The sequence below is a fragment of the Ramlibacter pallidus genome (assembly GCF_015070875.1).
Classification (GTDB): domain Bacteria; phylum Pseudomonadota; class Gammaproteobacteria; order Burkholderiales; family Burkholderiaceae_C; genus Ramlibacter; species Ramlibacter pallidus.
In genome coordinates, this window is sequence record NZ_JADDIV010000003.1 from 304,080 (window position 1) to 318,248 (window position 14,169).

Genomic DNA, 14,169 nt, shown 5'->3' on the forward strand with positions numbered 1-14,169 from the left:
GGGACGGCCCGCGCCAAATGACCGGGATCAAGTCCCTCAGACGCAGCGGGCGCCGTCCACCTCGATGCAGACGCCGGAGATGAAGGCGGCTTCGTCGCTGGCCAGGTACAGGCAGGCGTTGGCCACGTCCAGCGCCGTGGAGAAGCGGCCCAGCGGGATGGTGGCCAGGAACTTGGCGCGGCGCGCCTCGTCGACCGGCCCGCCGGCGAACTCGGCCGAGAGGCCGGTGTCGGGGTTGAACACCGGGTTGATGCAGTTCACGCGGATGTTGTCCGGGCCCAGCTCGGCCGCCAGCGACTTGCTGGTGGTGATGACGGCGCCCTTGGAACCGTTGTACCAGGTCAGGCCGGGACGGGGCCGCACGCCGGCGGTGGAGGCGATGTTGATGAAGACGCCGCCCTTGTTGGCGCGAAAGGCGGGCACGGCGTGGATCGTGGAGAGGTAGATGCTCTTCATGTTGATCGCGTAGACGCGGTCGAACTCCTCCTCGCTCACCTCCAGGGCGGGGCGGTTGCGGTGCGTCCAGCCGGCGTTGTTGACCACCACGTCGAGCTTGCCGTGGCGCTGCACGGCCGTCTCCACCAGCGCCTTCACGTCGGCGGACTGGGTGACGTCGGCGGCGAAGAAGGTCGCCTGGCCGCCCTTGGCGCGGATCGCCGCCGCCACCTTCTCGCCGCGGTCGGCGGCGATGTCGTTCACGATGACCTTGGCGCCTTCCTCGGCCAGCCGGTGGGCGATGCCTTCGCCGATGCCGCCGCCCGAGCCGGTGACGATGATGGACTTGTCCTTGACGCGCATGGATGCTCCTGGATGGTGTGGGCCCGGGCGCGCCACCGTGAAAAATAAGCGCGCCCCGCAGAGATTTACCCGGCACGCCGCGGCAGGGCTGGACCGGCGATGGGCTCTGCACGAAAGTCCCGCATTGTTGCCGATCCGGCCGCGGGCTTCCCTGGGTTCCGCGGCCGTCCGCATTCCCGAGAGGCAGGAGTTCCACATGCCCGCGTTCGCATCGCGCTTCACCCTATCCATGCTGCTGGCCCTGTTGCTGGCCGCCGCATCCGCGCAGGCCCAGGAGGCCCCGTCCAAGCACCTCGCCCCCGGCTTCACCACGCGGCCGGCCGACTCGCGCCTGCTGGTGCTGCCCGCCGACATGGAGCTGTTCTCCATCAGCGCCGGCGGCGTGGTGGAGCCGCGCGCCGACTGGACCGACGCCGCGCAGAAGCACTTCACCCAGGCCCTGGCCGGCCAGCGCCGCAAGCTCGGCGCGACCGTGGCGGACCTGACGCCGGCGCAGGCCGAGGAGTTCCACGAGATCGTCGCGCTGCACAAGGCGGTGGCCGATGCCATTTCGCTGCACCACGACGACCTGCGCCTGCCCACCAAGGGCAAGCGGCTCGACTGGTCGCTGGGCGACGCCGTGCGGCCGCTGAAGGAGCGCACCGGCGCCGACTACGCGCTCTTCACCTGGATGCGCGACAGCTACACCAGCACCGAGCGCAAGGCCGTGCTGCTGGGCATGGCGTTGCTGGGCGCGATCCCGCTCGGTGGCGAGCAGGTCGGTTACGCCTCGCTGGTCGACCTGAACACGGGCCGCGTGGTCTGGTTCAACGAACTCAATCGATTCTGGGGCGACCTGCGCGAGCCGCAGGCGGCTTCCGAAACGGTCGACGCCCTGCTCAAGAACTTCCCCCCGCTGCAGCAGTGAGGATTCCCATGCAAGACAAGCAAGCATCCCGTGGCCGGCGCGGCCTGCGCGCCGCGCGCAACGTGTCCCTGGTCGTCGCCGCGCTGGCCGGCCTTTCGGTCCTGGCGCAGGAAGCGTCGACCTTCAAGGTGCCGCCGCGGTTCGCGCGGCCCGCGGCCGACACTGACGAGGGCGGGCTCTGGGGCCTGATGGACCGGGAGGAGTCGCGCCTGAAGCGCAGCCCCGCCACCATCAAGGACAAGGCGCTGCAGGACTACCTGACCGGCCTGGTGTGCAAGCTCACCGACGGCCATTGCCCCGACATCCGCGTGCACGCCGTGCGCAACCCGCAGTTCAACGCCCTGATGGCGCCCAACGGGATGATGCTGGTGTGGTCCGGCCTGCTGCTGCGCGCCGAGAACGAGGCGCAGGTGGTCGCCATCCTCGGCCACGAGCTGGGCCACTACCTCGAGCGGCACCAGGTGGAGCAGCTGCGCGCCGCCAAGGACCACGCGATCCTGGCGCAGATGGTGGGCCTGGTCGGCGGGGTCGGCGGCGTCATCGGCAGCCTGGGCATCCAGGCCAGCATGTTCGCCTTCTCGCGCGACCACGAGACGCGCGCCGACCGCATGGGCATGCGCCTCATGCAGCAGGCCGGCTACGACGGGCGCGAGGCGGCGGTGGTCTGGGACAACCTGCTGTCGGAACTGAAGGTCACCGGCGGCAAGGACGCCGGCAAGAACGGCGACCTGTTCAGCACCCACCCGACCACGGCGGGCCGGCGCGACGAACTGCTGGCCCTGGCCGGCGGCAGGTCCGGCGCCACCAACGACGAGAACTTCCGCAAGGCGATCGCGCCGCTGCGCTTCGGCTGGATCCAGGACGAGATCAAGCGCGGCCAGTACGAGGAGAGCCTGATCCTGTTCGACCGGATGATCGTTCGCGACACGCAGGATGCCGAGGCGCGGTTCGCCCGCGGCGAGGTCTACCGCCTGCGCGACGACGGCGGCGACGCCGAACGGGCGCTGGCCGACCTGCAGGCCGCCAGCGGCATGGCGAAGGCGCCGGCCGAAGCCTTCCGGTCCCTGGGCCTGCTGCACAAGCAGCGCAACGACAAGGCGTCCGCGGTGCAGGCCTTCGAGACCTACCTGGCCAAGGCCCCGCAGGCACCCGACGCGGCGATGGTGCGCAGCTACGTCGAGGAATTGAAGTGAAGCTGCTGCAGCGTCTCGCGCCGCTGGCGCTGGCCCTCGCGCTGGCCGCCTGCACGACCATCTCCAAGATGGAAGGCGACCAGGTCGTCAACGAGCGGCTGTCCGTGCACGTCTCCTCCGCGTGGAACAAGGTGAGCGACCCGTGGGAGGTCGACCCGTACGACACCTGGACGCAGGAAGGCATCCCGCTGGACCACCTGCGCTTCTGGGGCGGCGTGCGTCCCGGCCAGCCGCTGATGACGAAGCCGGCGGTGTTCTCGCGCGCGCCGGACGCCAAGGAGCCGCGCGTGCCCACCTTCCGGCCCGGCCTCACGCCGGAGAAGCTGGTGAGCCTGTTCGAGGAGCTCTATGCGACCGCCGGGCCGGTGACCGTCACGAAGATGGAGCCGACCGTGTTCGCCGGCCAGAAGGGCGTGCGGTTCGAGTTCAACGTCGTGCGCCGCCGGGACGACCTGACGATGCAAGGCGTCGGCTGGGTCGCCGTGCGGCCCGACGCCACCTACGGCGAAGAACTCTACGCGGCCACCTTCGTCGCGCCGAAGCTGGCGTTCTATGACCGCCTGCTGCCCATGGCGGAAGCCGTGGTGAAAACCGCACGCGTCCGGGTAAACGCGGCGAGATCGTAAGCAGCTGAAACTAGAATCCCCTCCACAAAAGAGGAGGGGATCCATGTTCCGTCACAGTTTCCGCGCCCGGGCGGCCGCGGCGCTCCTGGCCGCATCGTTCGTCGCCACGCAGGCGCAGGCCCAGTCGCCGTCCCGCAACCTGGCCCCCGGGTTCAGCACCCGGCCCGTCGCTTCGAAGCTGGTGATCGTGCCCGCCGACATGGAGCTGTTCTCCCTGAGCGGCGGCGGCGTGATGGAGCCGCGGGCGGACTGGACCGATGCCGCGCAGAAGCACTTCCGCACCGCCCTGATGGCGCGTGCCGACGTGGTCGGCGGGGACACCAGTGAGCTGAAGGAATCGGACCTGGACGAACTCGGCCAGCTGAATGCGCTGCACGGCACCGTGGCCGAAGCGGTGTTCGCGCACCACATGCTGAAGATGCCGCCGCTGCCGACCAAGAACGACGCGCTGGACTGGACGCTCGGCGAGGCCGTCAAGCCGCTGCACGAGCGCACGAATGCCGACTACGCGCTGTTCTTCTGGGTGCGCGACAGCTACGCCAGCGCCGAGCGCAAGGCGGCGATGGTCGGGATGATGATCCTCGGCGCCGCCCTGGGCGTCGCCGTGGTGCCGGCCGGCGGCCAGCAGATCGGCTATGCCTCCCTGGTGGACCTGAAGACGGGCCGCATCGTGTGGTTCAACAACCTCGCGCGCGCTTCCGGCGACCTGCGCGAGCCCAAGGCGGCGCAGGAAACCGTCGAGGCGCTGCTCAAGACCTTCCCGCTGCGCAAATGAACTCCGCGGACCGCGGCGACCGGCGCGCCTTCCTGCGTTCGGCGTGCCGCCATTGCGTCGGTTTCGGCGCGCTCGGCCTCGGGGGCGGGGCGCTCGCGCAGGCGCCCGCGGAATGGAAGTCGCCGCCCCGCTTCACGCGGCCGGCGCTCGACACCGACGAAGGCGGCCTCTGGTCGCTGATGGACCGCGAGGAGACGCGGCTGCGCCGCAGCCCGTCGCTGGTGCGGGACGCGGCGCTGAGCGGCTACCTGCGCGACCTGGTGTGCCGCCTGGGCGACGACCACTGCGGCGACGTGCGCGTCTACGTGGTGCGCACCGCGCAGTTCAACGCTTCGATGGCGCCCAACGGCTGCATCCAGGTCGCGTCCGGGCTGCTGCTGCGCGTGGACAACGAGGCGCAGCTCGCCGCCGTGCTGGGGCACGAGCTGGGCCACTACCTCGAGCGCCACACGGTGGAGCGGCTGCGCGACTTGAAGAACAAGGCCGCGGCGGCGATGGTGCTGGCCATGTTCGGTCCGGCCGGGGCCCTCGCCAGCCTGGGCGTCGCCGCGAGCGCCATGGGCTTCTCGCGCGACCAGGAACTGCGCGCCGACGAGATCGGCATGCGACTGATCCGCAAGGCGGGCTATGACGGGCGGCAGGCGGCGCAGGTCTGGGACGACCTGCTCGCGGAACTGAAGATCCGCGGCGGCGAAGACGTCGGCACGCGCAGCACGATGTTCGCCACCCATCCGCCCGCGGGCGCGCGTCGCGACGCCTTGCTGCGGATCGCCGGCGAAGCGGGCGGGAAGCTCGGCGCCGAGGAGCTGGACCGCGTCATCGCCCCGCATCGGCTGGACTGGCTGCAGGAGGAACTGCGCCGCGGCCAGTTCGAGGAAAGCCTCGAGCTGTTCACCCGCAAGCTGAAGGCGCAGCCGGAGGACCCGCTGCACCTGTATGCGCGCGGCGAAGCCCTGCGCCAGCGCGGCAAGGACGACGACGTGCAGGCCGCCCTGGCCGACCTGCAGAAGGGTGCCGCGCTGCCGAAGGCCCCAGCGGACCTGTTCCGCTCGCTGGGCCTGGTGCACCGCCGGCGCAACGACCCGGCCGCGGCGAACGCCGCATTCGAGCAATACCTGGCCCTCGCTCCCGATGCGGGCGACGCGGGCCTCATCAAGAGCTACCTGACGGAGACGAAATGACGCTGATGAAGAAACTCCTTGCCATCCTCTTCGTGCTGGTCCTCGCCGGCTGCGCCGCCGTCGTGAAGGTCGAAGGCGACCAGATGGTGAACAACAAGATGGCGGTGAAGCTGCCGGAGGCCTGGAACCGCCTGAACTATCCCGGCCAACCCTACGAGGTGTGGACGCAGGAAGGCGCGTCGCTGGACCAGCTGCGCTTCTGGGCCGGCGTGCAGCCGGGCAAGCAGATCGTCACGCTGCCGCCTTCTCCGTCGGGCCAGAAGGCGCCGCGCGTGCCGACGTTCACCGCCAACATGACGCCGGACCAGCTGGTGAGCCTGTTCGAGATCATGTACTCGGCCGACGGCTCGCAGGTGAAGGTGACGAAGATCGAGCCGGCCAGCTTCGCCGGCGCCAACGGGGTGCGGTTCGAGATGCTCGTGACCATGAAGAAGACCGATCTCGTGGTGCGCACCATGGGCTGGGCGGCGGTGCGCAACAACGAGCTGTTCGCGGCCACCTACCATGCGCCGGACCTGGCGTTCTTCAAGCGCCTGGCGCCCAAGGCGGAGGCGGTCGTGAAGACCGCCGCGATCAAGAGCTGACGGCGTTCAGCTGTGCTTGATCGCCACCGTCTTCAGCGTGGTGAATCCGTACAGCGCCTCGAAGCCCTTCTCGCGCCCGTAGCCTGAGGACTTCACGCCGCCGAAGGGCAGCTCCACGCCGCCGCCGGCGCCGTAGTTGTTGATGAACACCTGGCCGCTCTTCACGCGGCGGGCCATGCGCAGCTGCCGGCCGCCGTCGCGCGTCCAGATGCCGGCCACCAGGCCGAACTCGGTGGCGTTCGCGAGTTCCACCGCATGGTCCTCGTCACGGAAGCTCATGGCGGCGAGCACGGGCCCGAACACTTCTTCCTGCGCGAGACGGTGCGTCACCGGCACGTCGCGCAGCAGCGTGGGGGCCTGGTAGTAGCCGGACTCCGGCGCTTCGTCGACGACCGTGCCCTGCGCCACCATCGGGATGCCGGCGTGCTGCGCGTCCGAGAGGAAGTCCCACACGCGCTGCTGCTGCGTCTGGCGGATCAGCGGGCCGACGTCCAGGTCCATCTTCGCGGGGCCCACACGCAGCTTCGTGAAGGCTTCCCCCAGGCGCTGCAGCAGCGGCTCGTACAGCGACTGCTCGACCAGCAGTCGCGATCCCGCCGAGCAGGTCTGGCCGGCGTTCTGCACGATGGCGTTGATCACCACCGGCAGCACGGCGTCGATGTCGGCGTCGGCGAAGACGATCTGCGGGCTCTTGCCTCCCAGCTCCAGCGTCACGGGGCAGTGGCGTTCCGCCGCCACCTGCTGGATGAGGGTGCCGACCTTCGGGCTGCCGGTGAAGCTGATGTGGTCGATGCCGGGATGGCGGGCGAGCGCGTCGCCGACCTCGTGGCCGTAGCCGGTGACGATGTTGATCGCGCCGGCGGGGAAGCCCACCTCCGCGGCGAGTTGCGCCACGCGGATCAGCGAGAGGCAGGCGTCTTCGGACGGCTTGACGACCGAGACGTTGCCGGCGGCGAGCGCGCCGCCGACGCTGCGCCCGAAGATCTGCATCGGGTAGTTCCAGGGAATGATGTGGCCGGTGACACCGTGCGGCTCGCGCCAGGTGAACACCGTGTAGCCGTCCTGGTAGGGCAGGGTCTCGCCGTGCAGCTTGTCGCAGGCACCGGCGTAGAACTCGAAGTAGCGGGCCAGCGCCAGCGCGTCGGCGCGCGCCTGCTTGGTCGGCTTGCCGCAGTCGCGCTGCTCGATCGCGGCGAGTTCCTCGGCGCATTCGGAGATCTTCATCGACAGGCGCATCAGGAGGCGCCCGCGCTCGGCGGCGTTCAGCTTGCTCCACGGGCCTTCGAAGCAGGCGCGCGCGGCCTTCACGGCGGCGTCGATGTCGTCGGCCGTGCCGCGCTGGATGCTGTCGTACTGCTGGCCGTCGGACGGGTCGATGACGGGCAGGGTGCGCTCGGTGGTGGAGCGCACCGGCGCATTGGCGATGAAGTGGTGCTGCATGGCGCGATTTTGCGCCAAAGAAACCGTCCTCCCCGCGAAGGCGGGGATCCGGGGCGCCCATGAAAAAAGCGCCGCGAGCGGCGCTTCTCCAGTGCCCTGGGTTCCCGCCTACGCGGGAACGGCGTCCCGTTGTCCCACCGGCGTGAACTGGTGGCTGTTTTCCTGCAGCCAGCGCACCGACGCGGCCGAATCCTGCTGGTTCGGGTGGAAATCGTGGCGGAAGTACTCCTTCCACGGCTGGTAGGTGAGCCGCACCAGCCCGCGCTTGCCGAACAGGAAGCTGCCGGCGCTCTTCCAGGTGCTCCACTTCCACAGCGTGCCGTCGCGGCGCAGGTTGCGCACGGTCTGCATCAGCGTGTCGGTGAGGAAGAACACGGTGACGCGGCGCATCCACTTCACGCGCCACTCGTGGTTGCCGCCCAGCGCCTGGTACAGGTCGAAGGCGGTGCTCTTGTGCTCGGACTCTTCCGCGCTGTGCCACAGCCACAGCGTCTTCAGGCGCGGGTCGCGGTCGCCCAGCAGGTCGGCGTTGTGCAGCATGAAGTCCGCGAAGATCGCCGTGAAGTGCTCGTTGGCCGCGGTGATGCCCAGCCAGTGCAGCACGTGCTGGCCTTCCAGCGGCTGCAGGCGCTTGCGGGCGCGCGGCTCCCAGTCGTTGACCAGGCCGAGCTTCTCCAGGTGCGCGTTATAGAGGCTGTGCAGGCGGCGGTGCGTGGCTTCCTGGCCGACGAAGCCCTGCACCTCGGCACGGAATTCATCCTGCCGGTCCGCGGGCAGGGCCTTGAAGCCGTTGCGCACCGAGTCGATGAAGAACTGCTCCCCCACGGGGAAGCTCATCGACAGGGCGTCGAACAGCGCCGTGCGGAACGCATCGCCCGCGCACCAGTGGCGCGGGATGGGCTTTTCCATGTCGACGAGGAGGCGGCGGACGACGAGATCGGTCATGGCGGGCTGTGGCGTGGGTGGTACGGAGTCGTACCAATGCTCTCACCGCCGGTTGGTACTGTCAAGTACCATCCGCCTCGGCCATCATCTCGTCCCATGCCCGACATTGCCGCCCTTTCCGCCGATCCTGGCATCCACCAGCACCGCAGCCGGCTGCTGGAGGGCATGGCCATCGCGGTCGGGCGCAAGGGCTACGCGGAAACGACGATCGCGGACATCGTGCGCGAGGCCTCCGTGTCGCGGCGGACCTTCTACGAGCATTTCGCCACCAAGGCCGAATGCCTGGTCGCGCTCTACGAAGCCGCCAGCCACAACGCGTTGAAGGTGCTGCGGCAGGCCGTGGACCCGGCCCGCGACTGGCAGGAGCAGGCGGAGCGCGCCATCGGCGCCTACCTGTCCGTGATGGCGGCGAACCCGGTGCTGATGCGCACGCTGTTCATCGAGATCCTGCACCTCGGGCCGGAAGGGCTGGCGGCGCGTCGTCGCGTCAACGCCGAGATCGCCGACTACATGGTGGCCGTGGTCAATGGCGGCCGCGGCGGCGGCCACGTGTCGCCGCAGATGGCGATGGCCGTGGTCGGCGGCATCCATGAGCTGGTGCTGCAGGCCATCGAGGACGGCAAGGCGGAGGAACTGCCGCAGCTGACGCAGACCGCGGCCGAGCTGGTGAAGGCCGTCGCGCGCAGCCATCCCTGACCATAATCGTCGGCTCCATCCACGAGGAGCAAACGACATGGCCTTCACGCTGCGCAGCACCGATTTTGCCGAGCAGGACACGCTGCCCCAGGAGTTCGTCCACCATGCGATGGGCGCGGGCGGGCAGAACGTTTCACCGGCGCTCGCCTGGAGCGATGCGCCGGCGGGCACGAAGAGCTTCGCCCTCACGATGCACGACCCCGACGCGCCGACCGGCTCCGGCTGGTGGCATTGGGTCGTGTACGACATCCCCGCGAGCGCGACCGGCCTGCCGAAAGGCGCCGGTGCCGCGGGCGGCGCCCGCCTGCCCCAGGGCGCGAAGCAGGGCCGCACCGACTTCGGCAGCAAGGAGTACGGCGGCGCGGCGCCGCCCCCCGGCCATGGGCCGCACCGCTACGTCTTCACCCTGTACGCGCTGAACGTCGACAAACTCGACGTGCCGGAGGATGCGACGGCGGCCTACGTCGGCTTCATGATCCACTTTGCCAAAGTGGGGGAGGCGAAGCTCACGGCGAAGTACGAACGCTGAGCTCCGGCCGCAGGAGCAAAGGATGAAGCAACGACGGGCCCTCGCCCTGGCCGCGGGATGGGCAGCCGCCCCGCTGGCCCAGGCGCACGTCAAATGGTTCGCGCCGTACATCGTCGAAGCGCCGCCGCGGCGCATCCTGCACACGCTGGCCGATCCCTGGTTCTGGACGGGCATCGTGCTCGTGCTCGTGTTCTTCCTCGCGACACGGGCCGTGGAGCGCACGCGTCTCGGCGAAGCGATCCTCGGCGCGTTCGACAAGGCGACGGGGCCGTTGTGGGCGCGGGGCGACGACTTCATGCGCTTCGTGACCGCGGCGTTCTTCGTCGCCATCTTCGCCGTGGGGGGCGTGTACCTCACGCCCGACCTGAAGTCGCCGCACGAATGGGTCTCGTGGATGCAGCTGCTGATCGCGGGCCTGGTGTTCTCGCGCAGGACCATGCCGCTGGCGGCGGCGGGCATCATCGGCCTGTGGCTGCTGGCGCTCACGCAGTACGAGCTGTTCCACCTGCTCGATTACCTCGCGCTGGGCGTCGGCGTGGCGGCGTACCTCGTGCTGGCCGCTTCCGACAAGCCCGAGTGGCACCGCTACCGTTTCATCGTGCTGCGCTGGGGCGTGGCCATCGCGCTGATGTGGTCCAGCCTGGAGAAATTCGCCTATCCGGACTGGTTCCATCCGCTCGTGGAGGAGAAGCCCTTCCTGACCTTCGGCATGCCGCGGGACGTGTTCATCCCGATGGCCGGCGTGGCCGAGTTCACCATGGGCTTCGGCCTGCTGTGGACGGCCTTGATCCGCAGGTTGTCGGCGCTGGCGCTGTTCGTCATCTTCAACATGGCCGTGTACCCGTTCGGCCGACTCGACCTGGTGGGACACGCGTTGATCATGGCGGTGATCGTCATCATCTTCGCCGACCCGACCCCGCAGGTGCGGTTCGCGATCCGGCGCACGCTGGCGGCGATCCCCGCCACGCTGGTGGCGACCATGGCGGCGTTCGCGATGGGCTACTGGGGACTGCACCACGCGCTGTACGGCACGGACGGCCGTTCGGGGATCGCCTCCGCCACCCCGGACCCGGCCGCGCAGCGCAGCACGCACACCCACGACCCGGAACGGCCCCACGCCGCGCCGGCAGCCGCCACGCCGCGCGCGCCCGACGGCGGCCATGCGGGACGCGCCGCGCCACCGCCTCCATCGACGGCCACGGCGCAGCCCGCAAGCGGTGACACCGCCCAGGCTGCCTACCTGGCCAGCATGCAGCGGATGCACGGGGCCATGGAGGAGGGCGTGAAGCACCCGGACCCGGACCAGGCCTTCGTGCGCGGGATGATCGCGCACCACCGCGCCGCGCTGGAGATGGCGGAAATCCAGCTGCGGCACGGCGCGGATGCGGAGCAGCGCCGCATGGCCGAGGAGATCATCGCCACCCAGAAACGGGAAATCGCCGAGATGGAGGACTGGCTGCAGCGCAAGGGCGCGGGACGCAGTTGAACGCGCCATGGAAAAAGCGGCCCGCGCCGCTTTTCTTCTCGACGCCCTGGATCCCCGCGTGCGCGGGGATGCCGGGCTAGGAGTGGAACTTCACCACCAGCGGCACGATCAGCAGCGCCACGATGTTGATGATCTTGATCAGCGGGTTCACCGCGGGGCCCGCCGTGTCCTTGTAGGGGTCGCCCACGGTGTCGCCGGTCACGGCGGCCTTGTGCGCCTCGGAGCCCTTGCCGCCGTGGTGGCCGTCCTCGATGTACTTCTTGGCGTTGTCCCAGGCGCCGCCGCCCGTGCACATGGAGATGGCGACGAACAGGCCGGTCACGATCGTTCCCATCAGCAGGCCGCCGAGCGCCTTCGGGCCGAGCGCCAGGCCCACGATGATCGGCACCACCACCGGCAGCAGCGACGGGATCATCATTTCCTTGATGGCCGCCTTGGTCAGCATGTCGACCGCGACGCCGTATTCCGGCTTGGCGGTGCCTTCCATGATGCCCTTGATCTCGCGGAACTGGCGGCGCACTTCCACCACCACGGAGCCGGCGGCGCGGCCCACGGCCTCCATCGCCATCGCGCCGAACAGGTAGGGGATCAGGCCGCCGATGAACAGGCCCACGATCACCATCGGGTCGGACAGGTCGAAGCTGATCTGGCGGCCGTAGGTTTCCAGCTTGTGGGTGTAGTCGGCGAAGAGCACCAGCGCGGCCAGGCCCGCGGAGCCGATCGCGTAGCCCTTGGTGACCGCCTTGGTGGTGTTGCCCACGGCGTCCAGCGGGTCGGTGATGTCGCGCACGCTGGCGGGCAGGTCGGACATCTCGGCGATGCCGCCAGCGTTGTCGGTGATCGGGCCGTAGGCGTCCAGCGCGACCACGATGCCGGCCATGGAGAGCATGGCGGTCGCCGCGACGGCGATGCCGTACAGGCCGGCCAGCCAGTAGGCCGCGATGATCGCGGCGCAGACGAACAGCACCGGCCAGGCCGTGGAGCGCATGGAGACGCCCAAGCCCGCGATGATGTTGGTGCCGTGGCCGGTGGTGGAGGCCTGCGCGATGTGCTGCACGGGCTTGTACTGCGTGCCGGTGTAGTACTCCGTGATCCAGACCAGCAGGCCGGTGAGCGCCAGTCCGACGAAGCAGGCGCCGAACAGGCGGATCTGCGATCCGGTGGCCGTGACCGCGTTGTCCGGGATGATCCAGATCGTCACGAAGTAGAAGGCGATCAGCGACAGGATGCCGGCGATGGCCAGGCCCTTGTACAGGGCCGGCATCACGTTCTTCATGCCGGGCGAAGCCTTGACGAAGAAGCAGCCGATGATCGACGCGATGATGGACACGCCGCCCAGGGCCAGCGGGTAGATCACGGCGCTGGTCGGCGCGGAGGTCACCAGCAGCGCGCCGAGCACCATCGTGGCGATCAGCGTCACGGCGTAGGTCTCGAACAGGTCGGCCGCCATGCCGGCGCAGTCGCCGACGTTGTCGCCCACGTTGTCGGCGATCACGGCCGGGTTGCGCGGGTCGTCTTCGGGGATGCCCGCTTCCACCTTGCCCACCAGGTCGGCACCGACGTCGGCGCCCTTGGTGAAGATGCCGCCGCCCAGGCGCGCGAAGATCGAGATGAGCGAGGAACCGAAGGCGAAGCCGATCAGCGGGTTCAGCAGGTCGGCCAGGCGCCGGTCCGGCGTGAGGTTGCCGTTGCCGACCAGGAACCAGTAGAAGGCCGTCACGCCCAGCAGGCCGAGGCCCACCACCAGCATGCCGGTGATGGCGCCGCCGCGGAAGGCGACGTCGAGCGCCGGGCCGATGCCTTGCGTGGCCGCCTGCGCGGTGCGGACGTTGGCCCGCACCGAGACGTTCATGCCGATGAAGCCGCAGGCTCCCGACAGCACCGCGCCGATGATGAAGCCGACCGCGGTCTGCACGTCGAGGAAGATGCCGATGAGGATCGCGAGGACCACGCCGACGATGGCGATGGTCTTGTACTGCCGCGCGAGGTAGGCGGCCGCACCGGCCTGGATGGCGGCCGCGATCTCCTGCATGCGGGCGTTGCCGGGGTCCTTCGCCAGGATCCAGCTTCGGGCCCAGAAGCCATAAGCCACGGCAGCAAGGCCGCAGACGAGCGCCAGGATCAGCGCCGAGTTGCCTGTCATCTAGTTTCTCCTGTTTTCGCTTGAGTCTTGACGGGGGCGCCAACGCTGCGGTGCCCCGCTGCGTTGCTTCCTCGTGGCTCCGGTCGAAAGGAGACGATTGGCCAACGGGCGGAATATACAGGCGATGTCTTTACAGAGATATGACCCGCCGGGGAAAGCGTGGCCGCGCGAACTAAAATCAGGGTTTCTCCCGATCGGCCTTTTCCTTACCTGTACAACGAAACATGTCCCTCGACGCAGTCACCCCCGGCAAGAACGTTCCCGACGCCTTCAACGTGATCATCGAGATCCCGATGAACGCCGATCCCGTCAAGTACGAGGTGGACAAGGAAACCGGCGCGATCTTCGTGGACCGCTTCATGAGCACGTCCATGCACTACCCGACCAACTACGGCTACGTGCCCAAGACGATCAGCGGCGACGGCGACCCGGTCGACGTGCTCGTCATCACGCCGGTGCCGCTGATCCCCGGCGTGGTGGTGACCTGCCGCCCGATCGGCATCCTGAAGATGCAGGACGAAGCCGGCGACGACGCCAAGGTGCTGGCGGTGCCGGTGGACAAGGTGCTGGCGATCTACACGCAGTGGCAGAAGCCGGAAGACCTGAACCCGCTGCGCCTCAAGACCATTGCGCACTTCTTCGAGCACTACAAGGACCTGGAGCCCGGCAAGTGGGTGAAGGTGCTGGGCTGGGAAGGCCCGGAGAGCGCGAAGCAGGAAGTGCTGGACGGGATCGAGAACTACAGGAAGCAGAACGGTTCCTGAGCTCCCCGTCATTCCCGCGGAGGCGGGAATCCAGGGCATTCGAGAAGCGCCGCGCTGCGGCGCTTTTTCTTTGGGCGCCCTGGATCCCCGCCTGCGCGGGGA

General features: G+C 69.2%; 14 protein-coding genes. 10 read left to right on the top strand and 4 right to left on the bottom strand.

Translation table 11 applies throughout. The features are described 5' to 3' along the window. Positions 1-36: 36 nt before the first annotated feature. Entirely contained in the window at positions 37-798 is a 762-nt protein-coding gene (locus IM787_RS10640; RefSeq protein WP_193676644.1) for an SDR family oxidoreductase, read from the bottom strand. A 196-nt stretch (positions 799-994) separates the two neighbouring features. Between IM787_RS10640 and IM787_RS10645 the strand changes: the two genes are divergently transcribed. From IM787_RS10645 to IM787_RS10670, 6 genes are read left to right on the top strand one after another with little or no spacing between them, the layout of a single operon-like run. Beyond that, positions 995-1,705: a hypothetical protein gene (locus IM787_RS10645; RefSeq protein ID WP_193676645.1), complete on the top strand. Its 711-nt coding sequence runs from the start codon at positions 995-997 to the stop codon at positions 1,703-1,705. Between the two features lie 8 nt (positions 1,706-1,713). Next, complete coding sequence (locus IM787_RS10650) at positions 1,714-2,898, top strand: M48 family metallopeptidase (RefSeq protein WP_193676646.1); 1,185 nt, start codon at positions 1,714-1,716, stop codon at positions 2,896-2,898. Next, on the top strand, positions 2,895-3,524 hold the full coding sequence (locus IM787_RS10655) for a hypothetical protein (protein ID WP_193676647.1): 630 nt from the start codon (positions 2,895-2,897) through the stop codon (positions 3,522-3,524). Before IM787_RS10650 ends, IM787_RS10655 begins: the two co-directional genes overlap by 4 nt. A 43-nt stretch (positions 3,525-3,567) precedes the next feature. Beyond that, positions 3,568-4,299, top strand: coding sequence for a hypothetical protein (locus IM787_RS10660; protein ID WP_193676648.1), 732 nt, complete (start codon positions 3,568-3,570; stop codon positions 4,297-4,299). Then, positions 4,296-5,480, top strand: a complete 1,185-nt coding sequence (locus IM787_RS10665) for a M48 family metallopeptidase (RefSeq protein ID WP_193676649.1) — start codon at positions 4,296-4,298, stop codon at positions 5,478-5,480. Before IM787_RS10660 ends, IM787_RS10665 begins: the two co-directional genes overlap by 4 nt. Before the next feature lie 5 nt (positions 5,481-5,485). Next, positions 5,486-6,064 (top strand): PDZ domain-containing protein, encoded by a 579-nt coding sequence (locus tag IM787_RS10670; protein ID WP_193676650.1) that lies wholly within the window; start codon positions 5,486-5,488, stop codon positions 6,062-6,064. 6 nt (positions 6,065-6,070) lie between these two features. Here the strand turns inward: IM787_RS10670 and IM787_RS10675 are convergent, their stop codons facing one another. Next, positions 6,071-7,504, bottom strand: a complete 1,434-nt coding sequence (locus IM787_RS10675) for an aldehyde dehydrogenase family protein (protein ID WP_193676651.1) — start codon at positions 7,502-7,504, stop codon at positions 6,071-6,073. A 108-nt stretch (positions 7,505-7,612) separates the two neighbouring features. Next, positions 7,613-8,449: a metal-dependent hydrolase gene (locus tag IM787_RS10680; RefSeq protein WP_193676652.1), complete on the bottom strand. Its 837-nt coding sequence runs from the start codon at positions 8,447-8,449 to the stop codon at positions 7,613-7,615. A 96-nt stretch (positions 8,450-8,545) separates the two neighbouring features. On the opposite strand from IM787_RS10680, the gene IM787_RS10685 reads away from it, so the two are divergent. From IM787_RS10685 to copM, 3 genes are read left to right on the top strand one after another with little or no spacing between them, the layout of a single operon-like run. After that, entirely contained in the window at positions 8,546-9,145 is a 600-nt protein-coding gene (locus IM787_RS10685) for a TetR/AcrR family transcriptional regulator (RefSeq protein WP_227494264.1), read from the top strand. A gap of 37 nt (positions 9,146-9,182) precedes the next feature. Continuing rightward, positions 9,183-9,674: a YbhB/YbcL family Raf kinase inhibitor-like protein gene (locus IM787_RS10690; protein ID WP_193676654.1), complete on the top strand. Its 492-nt coding sequence runs from the start codon at positions 9,183-9,185 to the stop codon at positions 9,672-9,674. Positions 9,675-9,696: 22 nt separating this feature from the next. Then, on the top strand, positions 9,697-11,160 hold the full coding sequence (gene copM / locus IM787_RS10695; RefSeq protein ID WP_193676655.1) for a CopM family metallochaperone: 1,464 nt from the start codon (positions 9,697-9,699) through the stop codon (positions 11,158-11,160). A 76-nt stretch (positions 11,161-11,236) separates the two neighbouring features. On the opposite strand, the gene IM787_RS10700 is transcribed toward copM, so the two are convergent. Beyond that, the gene (locus IM787_RS10700) at positions 11,237-13,303 is read right to left on the bottom strand and encodes a sodium-translocating pyrophosphatase (protein ID WP_193676656.1); all 2,067 of its coding nucleotides are present in this window, start codon (positions 13,301-13,303) and stop codon (positions 11,237-11,239) included. Between the two features lie 224 nt (positions 13,304-13,527). On the opposite strand from IM787_RS10700, the gene ppa reads away from it, so the two are divergent. Continuing rightward, on the top strand, positions 13,528-14,067 hold the full coding sequence (gene ppa, locus IM787_RS10705) for an inorganic diphosphatase (RefSeq protein ID WP_193676657.1): 540 nt from the start codon (positions 13,528-13,530) through the stop codon (positions 14,065-14,067). The last annotated feature ends 102 nt before the right edge of the window (positions 14,068-14,169 follow it).